Here is a 21,289-nt window from a genome sequence, read left to right on the forward strand (position 1 = left end):
GTGGAGGGGGTTCAGCTTTGGGGGGAGCTGGGGGATCAACACTCACAATTTGAATGTTTTCGTCAGTGTAGGTATAGGGTAAAACTGTCCCCAGGGGAACTGTGGCGTTACCACTAATAATGGGTTCAGCGGTGCCGTTAGTTGTCGCGTCTCCTACTATAAACGGAACTTCTCCGTTACCCCCGTGCCGAATTGTAATAGCCCCACCATTGCTACCGCCAATTGTGGAAATGCTAGCTTGATTACCGTTAGCAGCGGTGAAACGGTCGGTGGCTCGGAAAAAGCGCTCTGTGGTAATATCGACACTGCCGCCAATGGTGCCACCTTGGGCGTTAATCCAACTGACTCGGATATCGCCTTCAGGATCGAGGAAAACATTACCGCCTGCACCGTTTACCCCATGGGTGTCAATTTCTCCGGCAGTAATTTCGGTAATTGCCTCCACTCGGATATCACCACCATCGGTTTGTCCAAATGAGGTGAGATTACCTGTAGTAATGCTACCTGCGGCTTTGAGGGCGATCGCTCCTCCACTATCGGTGGCAGAACTACTGTCTAGGGTTCCAGCACTGGTATCGATATTGCCGCTAGTGCTGTTGAGGGTAATTCCTTGACCGGCAGCGATAATGTTACCAGTCGTAATGGTTTGGTTAGCAAGGAGGTTAATACCGCCCAAGCCAGTCAGGGTAGAACCTGTCGTTGTGATTGAACCATCGCCAAAGGGCGATCGCAATGTTAGCGAATCCTTGAAAAGGGTATCACCTGCGACGGTAATTGCACCACTGCTATCTGCCCGTCCAATCGTGATATGGTTGAAACCATCTTGCAGTAAACTCAACTCGGTTTGAGTTAAATCAAGACTGCCATTGCTACCACTATCTGTACCCCCTATTCGGATCTGCTGGGTTGTACTCAGCGGCTGAATGATTAAATCACCTGTACCAGAGACTTGCCCTGCAAAGTTAATTTCATCTCCAGATAAGGTAAGATTGCCTGCTCCACCCTCAATCCCACCGGTGAGGCTGGCACCGTTATTGAAGACAACACTATCATCTGAGTTACCACCAATCAGGTTGCCAATCGCGCTAAAACGAGTAGCACCGTTAATATTACCTTCGTCGGTTCCCGTAAGAGTCCAGGTGTTGTTGGTGTTGTCACCACTTAAGGTGTTACTGCCTCCACCCCCGTCAATATTAGTGACACTACCACCGTTGAGAGTGAAGCGATCGTTTAAATCTCCCCCTGTTAGGTTATTAAAGTTTCTAAATTCTAGGGTGCCATTGACTGTACCACTGTTAGATCCACTAATGACCCAATCGTTTGGTGTATCTGCTCCTATCAACGTAGTGGTAGTATCTGTTCTGCCGAGTACTAATTCAGTATCTCCTGCTCCAATCACCCCTAAATTTACAGTCAGAGGACTATTAAGTTGAGAGTAATCTAACGTATCTATCCCCGCGCCACCGGCAATAGTTCCGTTGAAGTTATTGTTAAATACAAACCTATCGTCTAAGTCACCACCAATGAGGTTGTTAAACTCAATGAAGTTGAGGGTGTCATTAACTCTACCGCTATTAGCACCTGTTATTTCCCAGGTATTATTGGTGTTAGTACCAATCAGGGTACTCTCAGCATTAGTTGTCCCTATTACCTGTTCAATATTGTCTCCCCCCAAGGCTCCTAAGTCTACAGTTAGGGGATTGTTGTAGTTAGAGTAGTTGAGGGTATCGGTGCCTTCTTTGCCGTCAACTGTCCCACTGATAGTGATGCCATCATTAAAGATGAAATTGTCATTCTCAGTGCCACCAATTAGGTTGCTAATTTGACTGAACGTCGTATTGCCGTTGATGTTGCCAGCATCATTACCTGTCAAATTCCAAGTGTTATTGGCATTGCCACCAATCAGGGTATTGTTACCCGCTCCACCGTTAACATTGGTGATACTACCGATGTTGCTGAGGGTAAAGGTATCGTTTAAGTCACCACCGATGATATTGTTAAAGTCAATGAATTTGAGAGTCTCATTAACTTGACCCCTGTTGGCTCCTGTTATTTCCCAGGTGTTGTCCGTGTTGGTGCCAATCAGGGTACTCTGAGCATTAGTCGTCCCTATTACCTGTTCAATATTGTCTCCCCCTAACGCTCCTAGATTTACCGTTAGCGGATTTATGTAGTTAGAGTAATTTAGGGTATCAATGCCGTCTTGTCCGTCAACTGTCCCACTTATATTGACGCCATCGTTAAAGCGGAAATTGTCATTTGCAGTGCCACCAATTAGGTTGCTAATTTGACTGAACGTCGTATTGCCGTTGATATTGCCAGCATCATTACCTGTCAAATTCCAAGTGTTATTGGCATTGCCACCAATCAGGGTATTGTTCCCTGCACCACCGTTAACATTGGTGATACTACCGATGTTGCTGAGAGTGAAGGTATCGTTTAAGTTGCCACCGATGATATTGTTAAAGTCAATGAATTCGAGGGTGTTATTAACTGTACCCCTGTTGGCACCTGTTATCTGCCAGGTGTTGTCCGTGTCGGTGCCAATTAAGGTATTCTGAGCCGCCGTTGTGCCGATGACTTTTTCAATATTCTCTCCTCCCAACATCCCCAGATTTACGGTTAGGGGATTGTTGTAGTTAGAGTAGTCCAAAGTATCTATACCAGCACCACCTGCAATAGAACCGTTGAAGCTAACACCATCGTTGAACGCAAAGGTATCGTCTAAGTCACCACCGATGAGGTTATCAAAGTCGATGAAGTCGAGGGTGCCATTAACTGTACCGCTGTTAGCACCTGTTATCTGCCAAGTGTTGTCCGTGTTGGTGCCAATCAGGGTACTCTGAGCATTAGTACTTCCGACTACCTGTTCAATACTGACTCCCCCTAACGCCCCCAGATTTACCATCGGATCTGTGGTGTAGTTCGAGTAATCTAGGGTATCAGTGCCGCCTTGTCCGTTAATTGTCCCGCTGATAGTGATGCCATCGTTAAAGATGAAACTGTCATTTGCAGTGCCACCAATCAGGTTACTAATTTGACTGAACGTTGTCGTGCTGTTGATATCACCAGCATCGTTACCCGTTAGATTCCAATCGTTAACGCCATTATCACCCGTGAGGGTATTGTTGCCAGCTCCACCGTTGATGTTGGTAACACTACCGCCGTTGATGAGGGTAAAGGTATCCTCTAAATTGCCGCCAACCAATTTGCCGAAGTTTTGGAAGCTAAAACTATTAACTGTACCTGTGTTGGTGCCAGTAATTTCCCAAGTGTTGTTGGTGTCGGTGGCAGTCAGGGTACTCTCAACAGTAGTCGAACCTATTATCGTTTCAATATTGTTTCCCTCTAACGCCCCCAGATTTACCATCGGATCTGTGGTGTAGTTCGAGTAGTCTAGGGTATCGGTGCCGCCTTGTCCGTCAATTGTCCCACTGATACTGACGCCATCGTTAAAGCGGAAAGTGTCACTGGCAGCGCCACCCATTAGGTTGCCAATACGGATGAAATTGTTCGCACCATTGACATTACCGGCATCATCATCTGTCAGGTTCCAAGTGTTATTAATAGTGCCGCCAATAAGAGTGTTGCTACCAACACCCCCATCAATATTGGCAACACTACCACCATTGAGGGTGAAGGTATCCTCTAATTCACCACCTGTGAGATTACCAATCCCAGAGAAAATAACACCATTGAGGGTGCCAGTATTATTCGCCGTTATCTCCCAAGTGTTACTGGTATTATCGCCAATAAGAGTATTGCTACCGATACCCCCATCAATATTACTAACGCTACCGCCGTTGCTGAAACGGAAGGTATCCTCTAATTCACCACCTGTAAGATTACCAATCCCAGAGAAAATAACACCATTCAGGTTGCCGCTATTATTAGCCGTTATTGCCCAAGCATTATTGGTATTGTCACCCATGAGGGTATTGTTACCCAAGCCACCCTCAATACTAGTAACACTACCGCTGTTGCTGAAACGGAAAGTATCGTTAGCGCTGCCGCCGATTAGATTTTCAATATTGTTGAAGGTTAAGCCATTAGCAAAGCCCGTGAGCTCGCCTTGGTTCGTACCTGTAATGTCCCAAGTGGTATCTTGGTTGGCACCAATGAGAGTGGAACCGCCAGCAATATTTACTGGATCATTGAACGTCACCCCATCCTTGAGGGTAATTGTACCCGTGCCGTCAGCACGTCCAATGAAAATTTCAGAAAACCCGGGTTGCAACCGATTGAGTTCGTTGCTATTTAGATTTAAGTCACCATCGTTAACTGTGCCGCCAATTGTAATTCCAGCACTGGGGGTTTGGGGTTGTAAGGTGAGAATACCGCCATTGCCTCGGATTTGGCTGGTGCCATCAAGGTTAATCTCGTTAGCACGAAGAGTAACATCTAAAGAACCTGATGCTGGAGATATGATTGAGCCGTTTCTGATGGTAATAATGTCACCAGCATCCAAAGTAATGCTGCCTGTGCCAGTCAGATCAAAGCCTGCGGTGTCGATGATACCTCCAGCCAGGGGCGATCGCAACGTGACTGGGCTACCGAATGTTAAATCATCACCTAGGGTAATCGTACCACTACCGTCTAAACGTCCAATGATTATAGAGTCGAAGCCAGTGGTTTGATTTATGCCTAGATTAGATAGGAAATCATTTTTTCCCCCTCCTCCTATTTGCAAATCGAGTGTGGGGGTAACTGGCTGAAGAATGAGAGCACCACTACCTGTTAGAGGACCGTTCAGATCAGCCGTGTCAGCCGTTATAGTAATATCCCCAGTATCTGCATTAAGTTGGTTTGTACTAGCAATGCCTATGGCATTAGCGCTATTACCACCTGTAGCAATGCCTGTCAGTGTGATATTGCCGCCACTTGATTCAACGGGCTGTCCGATATAAAGTCCCTCGGCATTACCACTGCTAGTCCCTTCAAGGGTAATATTTCCCCCAGCCGAGCGAATTGCTGCACCAACGTTAATGCCTTGAGCTTTGCCGCCAGGAAAAGTGTTAGTCCCTCTCAAGAGGATATCCCCACCACCCGACTCGATTTGGGCGCTGTTAAAAATCCCTGCTTGGTTGCTATCGCTAGTACCGAGGAGGGTGATATTTCCGCCCCCAGTGGCAATGGGACTCCCAATCTGCACTCTACCAGCACCTAACCCATCGCTGTTGGCGTTAAAGATTAAATTAAGACTATCGACAGTCCCCGGATTACCGTCAAAAATCTGACCATTCGTAGTGATATCGTTATGGGCATTTAAAGTCAGCGTTTTCCCTGTACCAATCCCATTAAAGTTCAGGTCTGTCTTCAGCTCAATATTTCCCGCTTGGGAATTTGCCCCGGCTGTTCCCGTTGATACCGTAACATCACCGAATATCAAAGCGTTTAGGATGACGTTAACACCGAGTTGGGCTGTGTCATTGGTTGTCTCAAAGGGATTGGTCGTCGTAATATTTGAAGCACCGTTACCCGCCACAATTTCTATATTGTTGGGATCAATCAGCCACATCCCACCCTCACCAAACGGTGCAGCGATATCGGGTGTAGTGGTGACGTCCAAAAATCCCCGACTACTGGTTTCTACAAAACCGCCATTACCAGAATTTTCCCCACCCCTAACGCTAATTGAACCATAGACGCGAGTTGTTTCCTCCGACCAAGCGATCGCCCGACCCCCGTTACCAGTCTCCAAGACATCAGCTCGAATGGTAGAATCTTGATCAACAAAGGTGACATCGGCATTGGGAACCGTTCCCTGACCTTTGTAATCTCCTCCAATCAGAACCGTACCACCCCCATTGGCACCAGAAGCATCAACGTTGGCACCAATCAAGCCAACGCGATCGCCTAAAATCTGAACAGTGCCACCTATCGTTCCAGTTCTGGCATTCGAGGCATCAATCGTACCCGATGCGATGGCAACTCCCCCTTCAGTAGGTATGGCTGTACCGGAATTAGCAACCTGCACCTCTCCGTTGCCAGAAACATTCAACCCAGTTTCTACCGTTGCGGCTGAACCCGTTAGTAATGCAGGTAAATCTAAAGGGCTGATAGATTCGGCTTCTCCGTTCGTTTGTATCGACTGCTCAAATTCCAAACTCAGTACATTACCTGCTTGATTGAGCCGCACCCGATTGTTACCCGGCACAGCGGTAATGGTAATCGTTCCTCCCGGTGCGGTAAGCTGACCTGTATTGATAGCATTGCCACCGAGTAAAGTCAAATTCTGTCCTTCTGGAACAGCTAAATTCCCTGCATTAATAACCGTTCCCGGTTGTGCTAATTCAAAGGCAAACTGAGATGGATTGCCCGTTAAGCTTTGATAGCTATTTGTGCCGAAGGCATTGAACCAATTATTATCGCCAAAACCGATACCTGTGGCGGTAGTAGCGGTAAACGATGCGGGGACATTCAACTGGGCATTTGCACCAAATACTATCCCGGCTGGGTTCATCAAGAATAAATTCGAGCTGCCCCCAGTCACTTGAATCAAACCGTTAATGATGGAGGCGTCTCCCCCAACTACCCGTCCGAGGATATTGCGGATTTGGGGATTAGACAAAAAGTTGGCAACTTCACCCGAATTCAGTCCGAATTGATCAAAACTGTGGAAGAGGTTTTCTCCAGATACAGTACCCCCTTGGATATCAAACTGGTTGCCATCAGGCGTCACAATTGTACCCGTGTCGTCCGGTGCTGAGATAGGTTGACTCAACGCTGGAAAGGTAGCTCCTAGGGTAACTGCCGTGACTGCCAAGGAACTCGCTAGTTTTAAATAAATTGCGCCTGTAGTAGAAACCATGACTAATAATTAGCTAAAGGATAGCTGACGCAATTTTATCGGCATTTTCTCCATGAATTGAAGAAAATAGCCAACTTTTTCCCTGGCAGGTGTTTTTTCCCTAGTCTCTAATTCAATGAACCTCATTGAATTGCTAAATTCCTTCCTATCTCGTTTTTTCGTTATAGGCAGTAAATTCAGCCAATCTTTACAAAGACACACCCGTTTAACCCTTGTTTCTATTATGGCTCGACTGTAGCGCTAAAAATCTACGCTACTTTCTGTAACCGTTTGTAAAGCGGAACTCATCAGTAGCAGTATCAATCGCTACTAACTAGGAAACCCCCTAGTACAAGGAGACAAGGGAGAGTTTCAGTGAGTCACTTATTTGTGCCAGATTGCTCTAGACTATTGTCAACTGACTCCCTTGAGCCACTGCCGTAGGACAAAGATTGTCAATTATCCCAGTTTGTCTAACTCCTTCTATATTTCGATTTTACAATTTTTACCTATTAATTATTTCAAGAATTTATCGGCAGAATCCGGATCATTTGGTTAATCTGCATACTTAGTTGCTTCTCGGGAGTAGGGAATAGGGAGTGGGGAGTGGGGAGGGGGGAGAATTCAGAGCCTCTCTCCTGCAAGGAGAAGGGAAACATTACCAAGGATTGCCAATTAACGTGAAAGCGCTCCAATAGTAAGGATGAGTCAGGGTTCTGTCTCCTAACTTAGCTAATTCTGCGGGTAAGGAAATGCGGTTGCTGCCGAGTACTAACTTACCTCCCTCAATGCGCACGTCTCCATTTAACATCGCTAGTTGTGCCTGCCGGAGTGCTTCAGCTTTGACAGGAGCGACCTTTAATTGTTGGTAAAATTTCATCATCAGCCCTAAAGTGCTTTCATCGTTGACGTACCACAGGCTACCAAAGGCTGACTTGACTCCTGCCATTACTGCCAAGCCAGCAAAACCCAACTCTGCCTGCTCATCTCCCAAAGCAGTACGACAGGCACTTAAAACCAGCAATTCCACTGGCGGCTCGTTTAACCCAATTTGGCGTAGCCGATCCAGTCCTAGTTTACTATCCCAAAGCTGAATATAGGAGTTTGAAGGCTGACCGGGACGGAATTCTGCGTGGGTGGCTAGATGAATAATGCCATAGGATTTTGAGGAATGGGCTTGTTTGAGATTATCTAGGGTAAAATTTTCATTGAGAAACTCGTCTCCCGACCATAACTGATTAGCAATCTCTCTAATCTCTAAGGGTACGGCGGGTAATGGCTTTTGTTGAGTAAATCGAGCAGCTCCCATTGCTAGAACCTGCTTGTCTCTCAAATCGACATAGCGAGTATCGGTGAGGGAAAGGCTGGGCATCAAACCAACACTGTATTGTTCTACGAGAAAGCGGTTGCCATCATGGAGTGCTGCCACAGGGAGCGATCGCAACCCTATATCCATAATGAAACTGAGATGGTTGATTTGTTGAGTTTCTAAATCCTTCTCCAACGGCTCAATCAACCATTGATACATCTGCTTCGCACCTGCCAAATACCCCTCAGGGTTGCGGACGTTTGTGGTAGCGGCACGAAACTCTTGAGCGACTTGCAGAACTTGCGATCGCGTGGCTCCTGCTAACTGTCGCCGCAGCACGGCTCCTTCAGGAGTCACCAGTACTAATTCTAGCGGGTCTGTTGCTTGTGGTTTTTGGTTTTGAGGCAGTAACTGCCGTCTGGGTTTAGCCACAGACGAACTAAACTGCCACAGAGTATCCGTTGAGTTGGACGTTTCTGTTACAGGAGCTGGGGTTTGGGGTTTGAAGTACACATAAATGAGGGCTGACTTCAAACCCGTAATTTCTTGAATCCGCTCTAAGGTAGCCCGAGCTTCTGCTAGAGTAACGGTGGGAGTATCCTTCAGCCCCAAGTAATTTTCAAAGGTATTTGTAAAAATTTCCTCCTGTTGTGCCACTTGGCTTTCAGCCTCTTGGGTCGGAGTAGAAGACGTATCATTAGAAGACGATCGGGGCGAAGGTTCGGGTTGGTTCCTACTCCCCTGGTTTTGGGTTAGATCGACAGGATTAATAGCAGGATTGATAACCTCACCGGGAGGATTAATGACTTCATCGACAGGAGCATCAACGCTAAGAATCTGAATATTGCCCTCAACTTGGGTAAAGGGAAAAGACTCAAATGGAGCGATCGCAAACTGTCCGCTAGTAATCGCATCGGCTGTACCATTGATTGCAGCATCCCCCACCTCAAACGGCACAATCCCCTTACCACCATGCCGGATTGTAATATCCCCGCTCTGGCTGCCCCCCATACTCGAAATACTCGCCTCTACCCCATTCGCCGTTGTAAAACGGTCAGTTGCCCTAAAAAATCGTTCTGTAGTAATGTCTACAGTGCCGCCTATGGTGCCGCCTTGGGTATTAATCCAACTCACTTGGATATCCCCAGAAGGATCAAGGGTGACATTACCCCCCCTGCCTGTCATGCCACTGGTATTAATTTGCCCCGTTTGAATCTGAGTTCTCGCCTCAACCTGACTCTCTCCACCATTCATCCGTCCCGATGAGTTTAAGTTCCCCGTGGTGATGCTGCTAGCCTCACTCCTGAGAGCAATCCTGCCGCCACTGCCAGAACTTGAGCTAGTATTAATATCCCCTGTCGTAATACTACCGTCAGCAGTAACAGTAAGACTGCTAGCTATAATTCCCTCAGTTTCAACCGTGTTGGCGCTGTTGAGGGTAAGGTTGCTGGGATTGGACGAGCTGACAGTGCCAGCGATGGTAATATTACCAGTCGTCGTGGATAGACTCACATCACCCAGCAAATTTACAGTATTACTGAAATCGATACCATCGGCACCCTCAACGGTAAGGTTACCCAACAACCCCACTATACTGCCTGCGTCTGATGTCACGTTGCCTGTGATCGTGGCTCCCTCTCCATCAAAATTCAAATTGAGGGAACGATTAATATTGACATTTGACTCATTATATGTATGAACTGCTATATTAACGGTATCTTCGGTTTGAGCCGCATTGATACCCCGTTGAATACTACCGCTGAGGGGAGTCACGTATAAATTATTAGCATTGACTCGGATCAAGCCGGCATCGGCAGTATCAAGAGCGTGGGTAATGTTGTTTTCCAGAGCAAATAACTCAGCTAGGGTTGAGTCAGCACCTGTTAAACCCTCGAAGGTGGCAGTACTAGCATCGACTTGTGCACCTGCCATGGCACCCTCAGTTAAGGTGATATAGTCACCCGTTTGACCGGAAAAGGCAGTATTTTCTAAATTAGCGATCGCACTTCCCCCTCCTGTCACCAATAGCCCAGTCATACCGCCTGTAATCGTGGAATGGGTAAAACTAGCACTACCGCCACCAGCAATCTGAACCCCTGTAGGATTATTAGCGATCGTATTTTTCCCGTTAGGCAAATCTTCGCCGATGATATTGTTTGTTCCCCCCTGAATCAGGATGCCACTGCTGCCATTCCCTAGAGTCTGAGTTCCCGTAAAATCCGTACCAATAAAGTTACCTCGGATTGTGTTATCCCCGCTCTGCACTAAGATGCCATGTTGTCCGAAGCGATTAATGGCCAAACCCTGAATCGTACTGCCTGCTGAACCTGAACCCAAAACTAAGCCGTTTGCGCCCGTTCCCGCATTGATACCATTCAGTTCAATCTGACTGCTGCCGTCGATAATGACGGGTTGGGTGAGAGTTGGTAGCACTGACGTTGAGGCAATCGACCAATAGCCGGCATCGGGGGTAGTGGGAATTTGAAAGAGGATAGTTCCCCGATTGTCTAGGGTTGAGAAGAGATTGGTAAAAGCGATCGCAGATTGTAAGCTGCCGCTCAGGGTATCATCTACCGTGCGAGTCACAATATAGGATGGCGTGACTTCATAGGCACCAATATCCACGCTGGCACCATTGCCTGTACCAAAGGGAGGACGTGCGCCACCGCGTTGATCCGTAGCGGGCGCACCTGTAGTATTACCTGCATCGATAGCCGGACTACCAGGAAGTAGGGCAAGAGTTGGAGTCGAACCGCCGTTATTTTCCAAGGAACCGAGTAAGGGGTTAGTACCATCAGGCAAATCGGAGGAGATATAGCCTGTACTGGAACCCCTATTTTGCACTAGGTTAAAACCCTGGCTGCTAAGAGTTCCAGACACGTCGGGATTGACGCTGAAAGCCATATTTCCGGCGACAATCGTGTTACTAATGTTGACAGTACCGCCGAAGACATTAGAGATACCGCCTCCGGTGGTGGCAGAATTATTAGCGATGGTGCTGTGGTTGAAGAATACAGTGCTGTTAGTACCTAGAGAGATACCGCCGCCGCCGCTGATTGTCCCGTTGTTAGCGATGGTGCTGTTGGTAACTGTTAAGGTAAAGCCGCCTGGGGCTGAGTTAATATCAATACCACCACCGTTACCGTTGGTTGTATTGCCACTGATGGTGCTATTGGTAATATTGGCATTGCTGCTGCCAGTCTGTTGAATGCCACCACCGTTACCACTGGCTATATTGTCGCTGATATTACTGTTAAGGATATTCAGCGTGCCGTCATCGCTGTAGATACCAGCACCAGCGTTAGAAGCATTGTTATTGCGGATAGTGCTATTGGTAACGTTCAGCGTGCCGCCACTATGCAGAATACCACCGCCATTACCAGTAACGTTTCCATCGGCAACCGTTAAATTATCCAGAGTCACATTATCACCAGAAATATTAAAGACCCGAATGGTATCATTCCCGCTAACAGTTGTATTGCCTGCCCCAGCCCCTTTCAACGTCAAAGATTTATCTATGGTTATTGTTGTTAGGTCTGTAAAGGTTCCGGCTGCCAAGTTAACAGTTGCACCCGTTATCGCCACATCGATACCATTTTGAACTCTGCCACTAGACCCGACATTCACGCTATTTGCCGTCCCTAGAAGTTGACCGCTGAGGGTAATCGGTGCATTGAGATTAATAGTGGGTGCGTCGAGGGTTAAATTAAAACCACTGCTAGAATTTACGCCATCACTAACAGTCAGAAAATCGGTCGCAGAGTAAGTGACGTTTGCGGTTAGTAGGGCATTAACAACTGCCGCTGGTGTAATATCTCCCCCAGAATTAGCAATAGTAAAGGTAGCGGGATCTAAGAGTAAGTTCCCTGTCAATCCGTTAGGTGCTAGTAAGTCGGCAGTGCCTTCATACTTTAATATCTGCCTACCCGATACCTCTGCAAATCCACCATTTCCCCTTGCAGAACCCCCCCGTGCTGCGATCGCTCCTTGGAACTGTGTTGTATGATCTGACCAAACAATGACCCTACCGCCATTGCCATTGGCGATCGCATTCGCCTGAATCGTCGTATTGCCATCTACCGTAGTAAACTGCGCATTCGGGACGCTGCCGTTCCCCTGATAGTCACCGCCAATGCGTACAGTGCCACCGCCATTGCTACCAGAAGCATTAATATCAGCACCTATCACACTGACGCGATTGCCTAAAACATTAATTGCACCGCCAGTATCACCGGAGGCATCAAGCGTGCCAGAAGCGTAGGCGAAGCCAGCCGGAGGCATCGCATTTCCTGTTATTGAGTGGACATCCCATTCCGTCTCAACAATTCCAGACCCAAGGGTTAGTAATGTGGGTAAATCTAGAGGAGTAATGGGTAGGATTTGCCCATTGTTATCCCTCGGCGGTTCAATTTCTAAGTTCAGCAGGTTGCCCTGTTGAGAAATCCGGACTAAATTCTGACCGGGTACAGCGGCAATCGTGATAGTTCCTGCCGGTGCCGTTAGTTGTCCGGTATTCATCACATTGCCGCCCAGTAAGGTTAAGTTTTGTCCTTCTGAAACCGCAAGATTCCCCGCATTGATAATACTTCCTGATTGAGATAAATCAAACGCAAAACTACTGGGAGTGCCGTTTAAGGTTTGGTAGTTATTTGCACTGAAAGCATTGAACCAATTGTTATCGTCAAAACCAATACCTGTGGCAGTTGTTGCTAAAAAGTCTCCAGGAACGTTTAACTGGGCATTAGCACCAAAAACTATCCCCGCAGGGTTTATCAAAAATAAGTTGGAATTACCTCCTGTCACCTGAATCAAACCGTTAATAAGTGAGGGATCGCCTCCAATAACTCGCCCTAAAATATTGCGAATTTGGGGATTAGAGAGAAAAGTAGCAACTTGACCCGATGAAAGCCCAAACTCTTCAAAACTGTGGAAAAGATTTGCCCCATCACTGGATAGTGTGCCGCCTTGGATATCAAAACGGTTGCCATCCGGAATGACAACTGTACCCGTGCCGTCAGTTGCCGGAGTTATGGGGTGGCTGAAGGCTGGAAAAACCGCATCAATTCCAGCTAGTTTTCCAGTCAAAGCAAGGAGAGACAAAACTCTATAACAATACCGTTGATAAACTTTCATGAAAGAAAAAACCTACCCCTCGTGTCTTGTCAATTTCAAGCTGTCGTGCCAGAATGCTTATAGAAGATTGTTTCTCTTTTCTAACTCAATTGTACGCCGACTCTTGCTTGGTCGTCTTCAAGTCCACCTTATCCAAAAGTTCAAAACCTTGTGAATTTCTGAACTCCTGTATTCTAAAAATTTTTCATTTAAAACTTTGCACGACTTCCTGACTCGAAAGCATTGAAACGTTTAATAGACGAGGTAGCTCAATCCAAAATTCTGTACCCCATTCTGCTTCTGACAGGCACTTGAGCGAGCCTTTATGTTGTTCTACAACGATTTGATAACTAATCGCTAGCCCCAATCCGGTGCCAGTGCCTACGGGTTTGGTGGTGAAGAAGGGGTCAAATATTCGGGCTTTGACTTTGGGGGGAATTTCCGGTCCGTTGTTGGCAATCCGAATCACGACGCGATCGCTATCTAGGGCTTGAGTGCGGATCGAAATCTGACCGAATATTGTGTTAGGGTCTGCTTCAATAGCTTCAATCGCGTTATTGAAAATATTGATAAATACCTGATTTAACTGACTGGGATAGCATTCTACGAGAGGTAAATCGCCGTAGTCTGTTAGCACTTTAATGCCAAGTTCGCCATTACACGACTGCAAGCGATGTTCCAAAATCAATAGGGTGTTTTCGAGTTCTCGGTGAAGGTTAACCAACTGCAAGCCTGAGCGATTTTGCCGAGAAAAGTCTTGTAATGATAAAACAATTTTCTGGATACGTTCGGCACCCCTGCGCATCGACAAGAGAATTTTAGGCAAATCATCAACGAGAAAGTTTAGGTCGGTTTCTTCTAGTTTTTCGGTAACTTCGGGACTGGGGTTGGGGGTAAGCGTTTGGTAAAGATGCAGCAGTTCGAGCAAATCTTGAGTGTAGTGTTCGACATAGCTCAGGTTGCTGTAGATGAAGGTGACAGGATTGTTGAGTTCGTGCGCCATACCTGCCACTAGCTGCCATAGGCTAACCATTTTTTCACTTTGTACAAGCTGTACCTGATTGGCTTGCAACGTCAGCAGGGCTTGATTTAACTGCTGAGTTAACTGGCACGAGCGCAATCCTGCCCGTACCCGTGCCAGTAACTCTTCGGTTTTGATAGGCTTAGAGATAAATTCATCAGCTCCAGCATCTAAACCTTCGACTCTATCAGTGACTTGGTCACGCATTGTGAGCAGAATCAAGAAGGTGGTTGCCAGTTGTGGATCGGCTTTGATGCGCCGACAAACTTCTACTCCATTCAAGCGCGGCATGACCCAATCGCAAATTATTAACTCCGGATGCAGCACCTTAGCTTTGTAGAGTCCCTCTTCGCCGTTCTGAGCAATGGTGACTTCGTGACCTTGGCTTTGGAGTAAATTTTTCAGCACCAACTGAACAGTCAGATCGTCATCAATCACTAAAATCTTCGCCATAGCCAACACAACAGAAGGGTATATTACGAGAGCTGGCTGGAGATAAACGCTTGCACTCGCGATCGCTGGTTCTCTAAAGCAGCTAATAACTCGGCAGCACCTAACAGATTTTGAGCCTTTGCCTGACGCTCTAGTTCAGCCGCTAAACCCCGGATAGAAGGAACTCCGACATTAGCCGCAGCGCCCTTAATTTGATGGGAACATTTGGAAACCGTCAAATAATCACTTGCTGGTAGAGCGTTCTGGATAGCTTCTATATTAACTCGAACCACCTCAATCAAGGTTTCAAGAAGCTCGCGTTGCAATTCTACCTGACCAAGGGCTACTTCCTGCAAGCGGTCAAGCTCTACAAGAACTTCTTCAGAATAATCGGTATAAAAATCCGGCTGGGACAAGAGGTCTAGCTAAATGTTAGATTTTGTAGTGAACCTTATTCTACTGTAGAAGGGCAGCTCTATGAGTGTCAAATGAAAATCGGCGAAAGACAGTCCTTTGTCCTTTGATGAGCAAAACCACTGTGAAACTTCAAGGCACTCTCTTCACTTTACTTAGCGTAACGGCGTTGGTTGGCGTCGTTCCCCTGGCTTCTCCAATTGCCGGAGTTGTCCCCGTCGTCGCTCAACCTGGGGCAAACTTTGTTACCTATACAGAACCCAATTTTTTCTCCGTTGCTCACCCTTCTGGCTGGGCTGTCGAGCGCGTGAACGAAAACTATATCACGCTCTGGAGTCGTCGCCCATCTGAACCCGGAGGGGGTCAAGCACCACCTAACCTGATTAAAACTGATATTACTATAGTAAATGGCTCCCTAGAAACGGCTGTGGAAGGAGCGATCGCTACCAGTAAAGAAGGCGATTCTACCCTGACGCGGCGCGGCAACCTGAAGATTGGCGGACGGGATGCCGTCAGAATCTGGCTGACGGGTAGCAGTTTTGACTTTCCCGATACCATTCTCAGTTTCGTTCGCTATACTGACAACCAGACTATTTCAATTACCAGTTACTACACGGCTAGCAATCCGACAGCAGTAGACACAATCCAGCGCATTCACTGGTCATTCCGCCTTCTCAAGTAGTGCTGCTCGAATCTTGTCTCTTAAATCTTCCACAGATTGATTAGTATCAAATTGTCTGCCTCATCTGTAAAGTTACGTGTTAGATTGCTGTGTTTTTTAAAGACAAGCAAACTTCTGTATCATTTCTTCCAATCTAGAAGAGAGAGGAGTAAAGTAGAAGGTGAAGCAATAAAGCTTCCCTGACAGATAGTTTAGTCAAGTTCACAGTCAACTTAAGAGGTAAAACATCTGTTTCATAAAATATCTGTCTCGCCTAATAACAATAGCAACACTCAACTAAATTGCTGATATTTCCTCAGCTTGTAAGATAGGGAGCCATGCAACTGAATACTAGGAACTAGTCAGTGCAGCTCTGTAGATAATTACCCAAAAGAGGAAATCACTCAGTAAGTCTAGCTTGGGTGTTGTTGTTGTTTGAGAGAGCGATCGCGTTCAAAAATTTTCCGAGGTTAAAAGTATTGCAGCCGGATAGGGCTGTTCCTGCATTCATTCGTAAAAATGCGCTCAGTCAGGTAAACACAACACATCTGAAGAACATCAATCTGGTATTGAACAGCTTTCAAAATGGCTTGAAAAATGGCAGAGACATATTCGATTGTGTCCTGGTAATCGTCTAGAGGATTACCAGGACACAATCCGTCGATACATCTAAAAGTGAATAAAAACTTTTTAGTATAATTTGTTATGGCTCTATAGAAATCAGTCGGCGTGTGTGTGACTGTATCTGGTGCTGAGGTATAGGTTTAAGCACTCTAGATTGAGGCGATGGCACGTTTCTGGTATCGCAGCTCACCCCGCGATCGCGCTCTGGGGGCTAGCGATCACAGGCAGGCTGGCTGGCAGTTCACCCCGTCCATAGACTGTCGTCTATCCTTAACCCCGACGCGCATAACCCGCCGCTTCCTGAAGGTTGGAAAAGTTAAACTGCTCCATAGAATTAAGTAGCATTGCTAGTGGTATGGATGCGATCGCGATTACTCACGAACCCCTCCATCAACAAATCCAGTGCCTTTGCCTGCTTTGCCTTTTCTTACATCTTGCACCTGGCGGTTGAAACCGCAGCTATACAAACAAAACCTGCCTACGCAGGTTAGAAAACCCTTGATTTTCGGTTAGTCCGCCTACGCGGACTTGGTTTGTATAGCCCCAGAATTCTATTCTGAGGGCTGGGAGCGATCGCTTTTCGCAAAGAGGCATGAACTGCGATCGTATCATCCTGTAATGCTCGTAACGAGGATTCTTGAGATAGCAGGTGCAGGAGACGTTCCACCGGATCTTGCAAGTTCTCACAGGACAGTGGCGTTTGCATCATAGGGTTAATCTCATAGGGGTTTAGGTCGATTTTAGTGCTACCAATTTCTGAAAAACACCGTGAAATCAACGAAGTGGCGATAGGGATGGGCAGTTGATCAGTGTTGCGAACCTAATGAATCTGCCCCAATCCTTGTTGAAATAACTTTACACTTTTTAAGTGAAGCAGTTACTCGGAGATGGGAAGAACGGATATGAAAATTTTTGCACTGCGATTAAACCCTAACGATGATTTAAAGGTCTGCTTAAAGGATTTCGTTGAACAGAATAGTATTGAAGCGGGTTTTATCCTCACCGCAGTGGGCAGTCTTAAACAAGGAACTCTTCGCTTTGCCAGTCAGAATTACGCTCAATCATTCAAGCGCAGCTTTGAAATGGTTTCCCTAGTCGGTACTCTTTCTATTCACGGCATCCATTTACATATTGCTCTATCTGATAAAAAAGGTAAAACCATCGGAGGACATCTTTTAGAAGGGTGTATTATCTATACAACGGCTGAGATAGTTATCGGTAGCAGCGAAGATTTTGTGTTTCTCAGAACCGAGGATGAAAAGACAGGGTATAAAGAGTTAGAAATCTGTGCTAAAACGCCACAATACCCATTGTCTTCAAAACCGTGATGTTGGACTAAAACTGCTCCCCCTCTGCCAACCGAGGGAGAGAGGATTGGGGGATGGGGACAATCTTCTCCCAATCCCCAATTCCCAATGCAATACTGAAGAGCAGGTAGTAATTTAGACATCAAGAGGCATGGAACTTCGAGCAACGGATACACCACGGGTAGATTGGACTGGTGATGCCCTAGCCATTGGGTTATTTGAAGATGCAGTAGAGTTGAGTGGCGATTTAGCCCAACTTGATCAGAAACTAGCGGGTACAGTAGCAGAACTGATTGAAGAAACAGAATTTAAAGGAAGTACTGGCAGCAGTGCTGTAACTCGTGTAGGTGCCGATAGCTCAATTCGCAAAATTATACTCGTCGGGTTGGGTAAACCTGACGCCCTGACTCTCGATAGTGTACGTCGTGGGGCGGCTCTGGTGGCTCGGATTGCTAAACAGCAAAAGAGCAAAACCTTAGGAATTAGCCTACCCGTAGCGAATAATGATCCAGCGCTGAGTGCACAGGCGATCGCAGAAGGTATGCTCCTAGCCCTACACGTTGATAATCGCTTTAAGTCGGAACCCGAGGACAAAGGAGCAAAGCTAGAACGAGTGGAGATTCTGGGATTGGGCGGACAGGATGCAGACATGACGCGCGCTCGGCATATCTGTGAGGGTGTGATTTTGGCACGGGAACTGGTTGCTGCACCCGCTAATGCTGTAACCCCAATTACCTTAGCGCAGACGGCAGAGGAACTTGCCTCAGAACACGGCATGACGTTAGAAGTTTTGGAGCGAGATGAGTGTGAACGGTTAGGGATGGGTGCGTTTTTGGGGGTAGCCCAAGCTTCAGAGATGCCCCCTAAGTTTATTCACCTCACATATAAGCCCGAAGGCACTCCCCGCCGCAAGGTGGCAATTGTCGGTAAGGGTTTAACCTTTGACTCCGGTGGCTTGAATATCAAAGGGGCGGGCAGTGGCATCGAAACCATGAAAATGGATATGGGAGGTGCAGCGGCAACTCTGGGTGCAGCCAAAGCAATCGGTTTACTCAAGCCCGATGTAGAAGTTCATTTTATCAGTGCAGCAACGGAAAATATGATCAGTGGTCGTGCCATGCATCCGGGGGATATCCTCACCGCCTCTAATGGTAAGACGATTGAAGTCAATAATACCGATGCCGAAGGACGATTGACGCTAGCGGATGCGTTGGTGTTTGCTGAGAAATTGGAAGTGGATGCGATCGTTGATTTAGCCACGCTGACGGGTGCCTGTATTATTGCCTTAGGCGATGATATTGGTGGTTTGTGGACAACCGATGATTCTCTAGCATCCCAACTGAAAGCGGCTTCAGATGTAGCTGGGGAAAAATTCTGGCAGATGCCGATGGAAGAGAAATACTTTGAGGGATTGAAGTCACCGATTGCTGATATGAAGAATACCGGACCCCGTGCTGGCGGCTCGATTACTGCCGCTCTTTTCTTGAAGCAGTTTGTTAAAGAAACGCCTTGGGCGCATTTAGATATTGCAGGTCCGGTTTGGGCGGATAAAGAGAGCGGCTGCAATAATAATGGTGCTACGGGTTTCCCCGTTCGTACCCTAGTTAACTGGGTATTGGGTACTGGGGCTTGAGAAGGGGAGATTTGAGATAGAAGTGTTCCTCAGCCGTTTTTAAATGGGCTGGCATGAGAAGGCTTTTAGGGGTAAGGGGAAATAACTGATTGTTGCTCTATTTCTCCTTACCCTCAGTTGTTTAAATCGATTCTATTTATTGAAGTTTAGTGCAAGACCAATCTATTCGTCAATTAACCAGCCACGCTGTATACCAAATTCAATACCACCAGCCCAGTCCATTGTTAAATGGTTTCGCACCTTCTTGAAGAGATGTTGTACAACAACCGGATTAATTGAATTTTTAACATATTTCGCAAGGAATTCTTCCAAAAGACTAGAATGGAGGTTTGATCTCGAATCAAATTTTTCAGCAAAATGCTGCTGATCTAAAAAATCTTTATTTATACGTTGCAAAAAGTTCTACTCTTTTACTAATAACTGCGTCATCCTGATCCGTAGCTTTCGATGTTGGTCCGACCAACTGTATATTATCTGTATGCCATGTATCATACTCAGTTCTAATCTCGTTAAGATATCTTCTACTCTCATCATCTCTATATTTTGTCCGATGATTTTCCTTCTGCTCAAGATTAGAGCCATGAACTAGAGGGTTTCTATCAGTTTTGGGCATAGCTCTAATTTTTGTTGAAGATGAACTGCAATTGCTTGAGCAAGAATAGGTGGAACAGCATTACCCACTTGATTGTATTGGCAAAGAAACTTTTCATTCAATCTTTGTTCTCGCTGCAATAGTTTATGAGATACAACAGTTTTTTTACCTAGAAAGCGATAATTGTCAGGAAAAGATTGAATTCTTGCTCCTTCACGAGCTGTTAAATTTCGATGTTGAAAGGGATGAAGAAAATTAGCATAGAATGAAGCTGTAATGGTGTGAGATGGCTTATAGGGATTTAATCGGCGATTATTTTGGTCATAGCTTTTGTTTGATAACTCACCATTACCACTACGCCGTCTAGCGCCATGTTCCTTGGGTACATCTGAACTTGATTCACCCCAATTAATATGCCTGAAACGCTCTACAAGTCGTTCGGAATGTTCCATTGCAACATGGTTGTAAAGTGTATCGCTCCTATTTCTAATCCAAATCTGATAACTGTTTTGAGGTTCTATTTGATAAGGTTGTTCTTCGTTTCCTTCTCGGGCATTAAGCTTGGGTAAATCTGATATTGCATCCCATACAGTTAGAGCCGGAATTGCATCTGTATCATCAAAAAGCGATAATTGAAGTTTATTAAAATGAATTAGTTCTAGAGAGTGCGTTTTTCTGGGAATACCTAATTCTTTGCCCATCTTGTTGCTGACAATGAAGATACGCTCTCTAATCTGCGGAACACCGTATTCAGCAGCATTCAAAACCCAAACTTCCACGAAATAACCAAGGTCTTCAAAACTTTTTTTAATAATATTTATAACCTTTAACCCTTCTGTATTTTTCCGTGACAGTAATCCCTTGACATTTTCCATAACAAATGCATTCGGTCTAAGGAATTTTATCCATTGAGCGAAGTTAATAAACAAACTGTTTCTAGGGTCTTTGGGGTCTTTTTTAGCTGCTCCAGCAACACTAAATCCTTGACACGGTGGTCCACCAATAATAATGTCAGGTTTAAGGATGCAAATTTCTCTAACACTACTTTCTGTATTAAAATCACGGATATCATGTTGAACAACTTTCATAGTAGGACGGTTATAGCGTAGTGTATCGGAAGCCCAAGCATCGATTTCAACAGATAGGGGTACAGAGAAGCCTGCCATTTCAAACCCTAAACCAAAGCCCCCTGCCCCAGCAAACAAATCGATAGCGATAGGTTTTTCTCCCCTTACCATAAGCTCTCACTATAACTATAATATTTAAACCCACATTCCGCACTTCAAAATGTAGTATAACTGAAGTATGAAGGGCGCTCGCTAAAACGAGGTATTGGCTGAGTAAAAATACTTAGTTAATTAACGGAGCCAAGATTTGACTCAATGAATCAACAG

11 protein-coding genes are annotated in these 21,289 nt (G+C 46.0%); 4 read left to right on the top strand and 7 right to left on the bottom strand.

All coding sequences use genetic code 11. The features are described from left to right. From IQ257_RS23020 to IQ257_RS23035, 4 genes are all read right to left on the bottom strand, one after another. Window positions 1–6,811, bottom strand: a 6,811-nt coding sequence (locus IQ257_RS23020) for a filamentous hemagglutinin N-terminal domain-containing protein (RefSeq protein ID WP_193933251.1), incomplete at its 3' end; no start/stop codon positions are given. Window positions 6,812–7,448: 637 nt separating this feature from the next. Next, entirely contained in the window at window positions 7,449–13,184 is a 5,736-nt protein-coding gene (locus IQ257_RS23025; protein ID WP_193933253.1) for a CHAT domain-containing protein, read from the bottom strand. 232 nt (window positions 13,185–13,416) lie between these two features. Beyond that, window positions 13,417–14,685: a sensor histidine kinase gene (locus tag IQ257_RS23030; RefSeq protein WP_193877556.1), complete on the bottom strand. Its 1,269-nt coding sequence runs from the start codon at window positions 14,683–14,685 to the stop codon at window positions 13,417–13,419. A 23-nt stretch (window positions 14,686–14,708) separates the two neighbouring features. After that, window positions 14,709–15,080 carry an Hpt domain-containing protein gene (locus tag IQ257_RS23035; protein WP_193877554.1) on the bottom strand — a complete coding sequence of 124 codons (372 nt, stop codon included), beginning with the start codon at window positions 15,078–15,080 and terminating at the stop codon, window positions 14,709–14,711. A 107-nt stretch (window positions 15,081–15,187) separates the two neighbouring features. Between IQ257_RS23035 and IQ257_RS23040 the strand changes: the two genes are divergently transcribed. Together IQ257_RS23040 and IQ257_RS23045 are read left to right on the top strand one after the other, a co-directional pair. Beyond that, the gene (locus IQ257_RS23040) at window positions 15,188–15,760 is read left to right on the top strand and encodes a PsbP-related protein (protein WP_193877552.1); all 573 of its coding nucleotides are present in this window, start codon (window positions 15,188–15,190) and stop codon (window positions 15,758–15,760) included. Window positions 15,761–16,525: 765 nt separating this feature from the next. Next, window positions 16,526–16,705 carry a hypothetical protein gene (locus tag IQ257_RS23045; RefSeq protein ID WP_193877550.1) on the top strand — a complete coding sequence of 60 codons (180 nt, stop codon included), beginning with the start codon at window positions 16,526–16,528 and terminating at the stop codon, window positions 16,703–16,705. A gap of 145 nt (window positions 16,706–16,850) precedes the next feature. On the opposite strand, the gene IQ257_RS23050 is transcribed toward IQ257_RS23045, so the two are convergent. Then, the gene (locus IQ257_RS23050) at window positions 16,851–17,072 is read right to left on the bottom strand and encodes a hypothetical protein (RefSeq protein ID WP_193877548.1); all 222 of its coding nucleotides are present in this window, start codon (window positions 17,070–17,072) and stop codon (window positions 16,851–16,853) included. A gap of 193 nt (window positions 17,073–17,265) precedes the next feature. Here IQ257_RS23050 and IQ257_RS23055 point away from each other — a divergent pair, with 193 nt between their 5' ends. Next, window positions 17,266–17,691 (top strand): PPC domain-containing DNA-binding protein, encoded by a 426-nt coding sequence (locus tag IQ257_RS23055; RefSeq protein ID WP_193877546.1) that lies wholly within the window; start codon window positions 17,266–17,268, stop codon window positions 17,689–17,691. 130 nt (window positions 17,692–17,821) lie between these two features. Continuing rightward, window positions 17,822–19,303 (top strand): leucyl aminopeptidase, encoded by a 1,482-nt coding sequence (locus IQ257_RS23060; protein WP_193877544.1) that lies wholly within the window; start codon window positions 17,822–17,824, stop codon window positions 19,301–19,303. 162 nt (window positions 19,304–19,465) lie between these two features. On the opposite strand, the gene IQ257_RS30310 is transcribed toward IQ257_RS23060, so the two are convergent. Both IQ257_RS30310 and IQ257_RS23070 read right to left on the bottom strand, forming a co-directional pair. Continuing rightward, window positions 19,466–19,699 (bottom strand): hypothetical protein, encoded by a 234-nt coding sequence (locus tag IQ257_RS30310; RefSeq protein ID WP_228060951.1) that lies wholly within the window; start codon window positions 19,697–19,699, stop codon window positions 19,466–19,468. A gap of 189 nt (window positions 19,700–19,888) precedes the next feature. Then, window positions 19,889–21,133: a DNA cytosine methyltransferase gene (locus tag IQ257_RS23070; protein WP_193877542.1), complete on the bottom strand. Its 1,245-nt coding sequence runs from the start codon at window positions 21,131–21,133 to the stop codon at window positions 19,889–19,891. Window positions 21,134–21,289: the final 156 nt, after the last annotated feature.

The organism is Coleofasciculus sp. LEGE 07092, from assembly GCF_015207375.1.
In the GTDB taxonomy this organism is placed as follows: Bacteria; Cyanobacteriota; Cyanobacteriia; order Cyanobacteriales; family Coleofasciculaceae; genus LEGE-07092.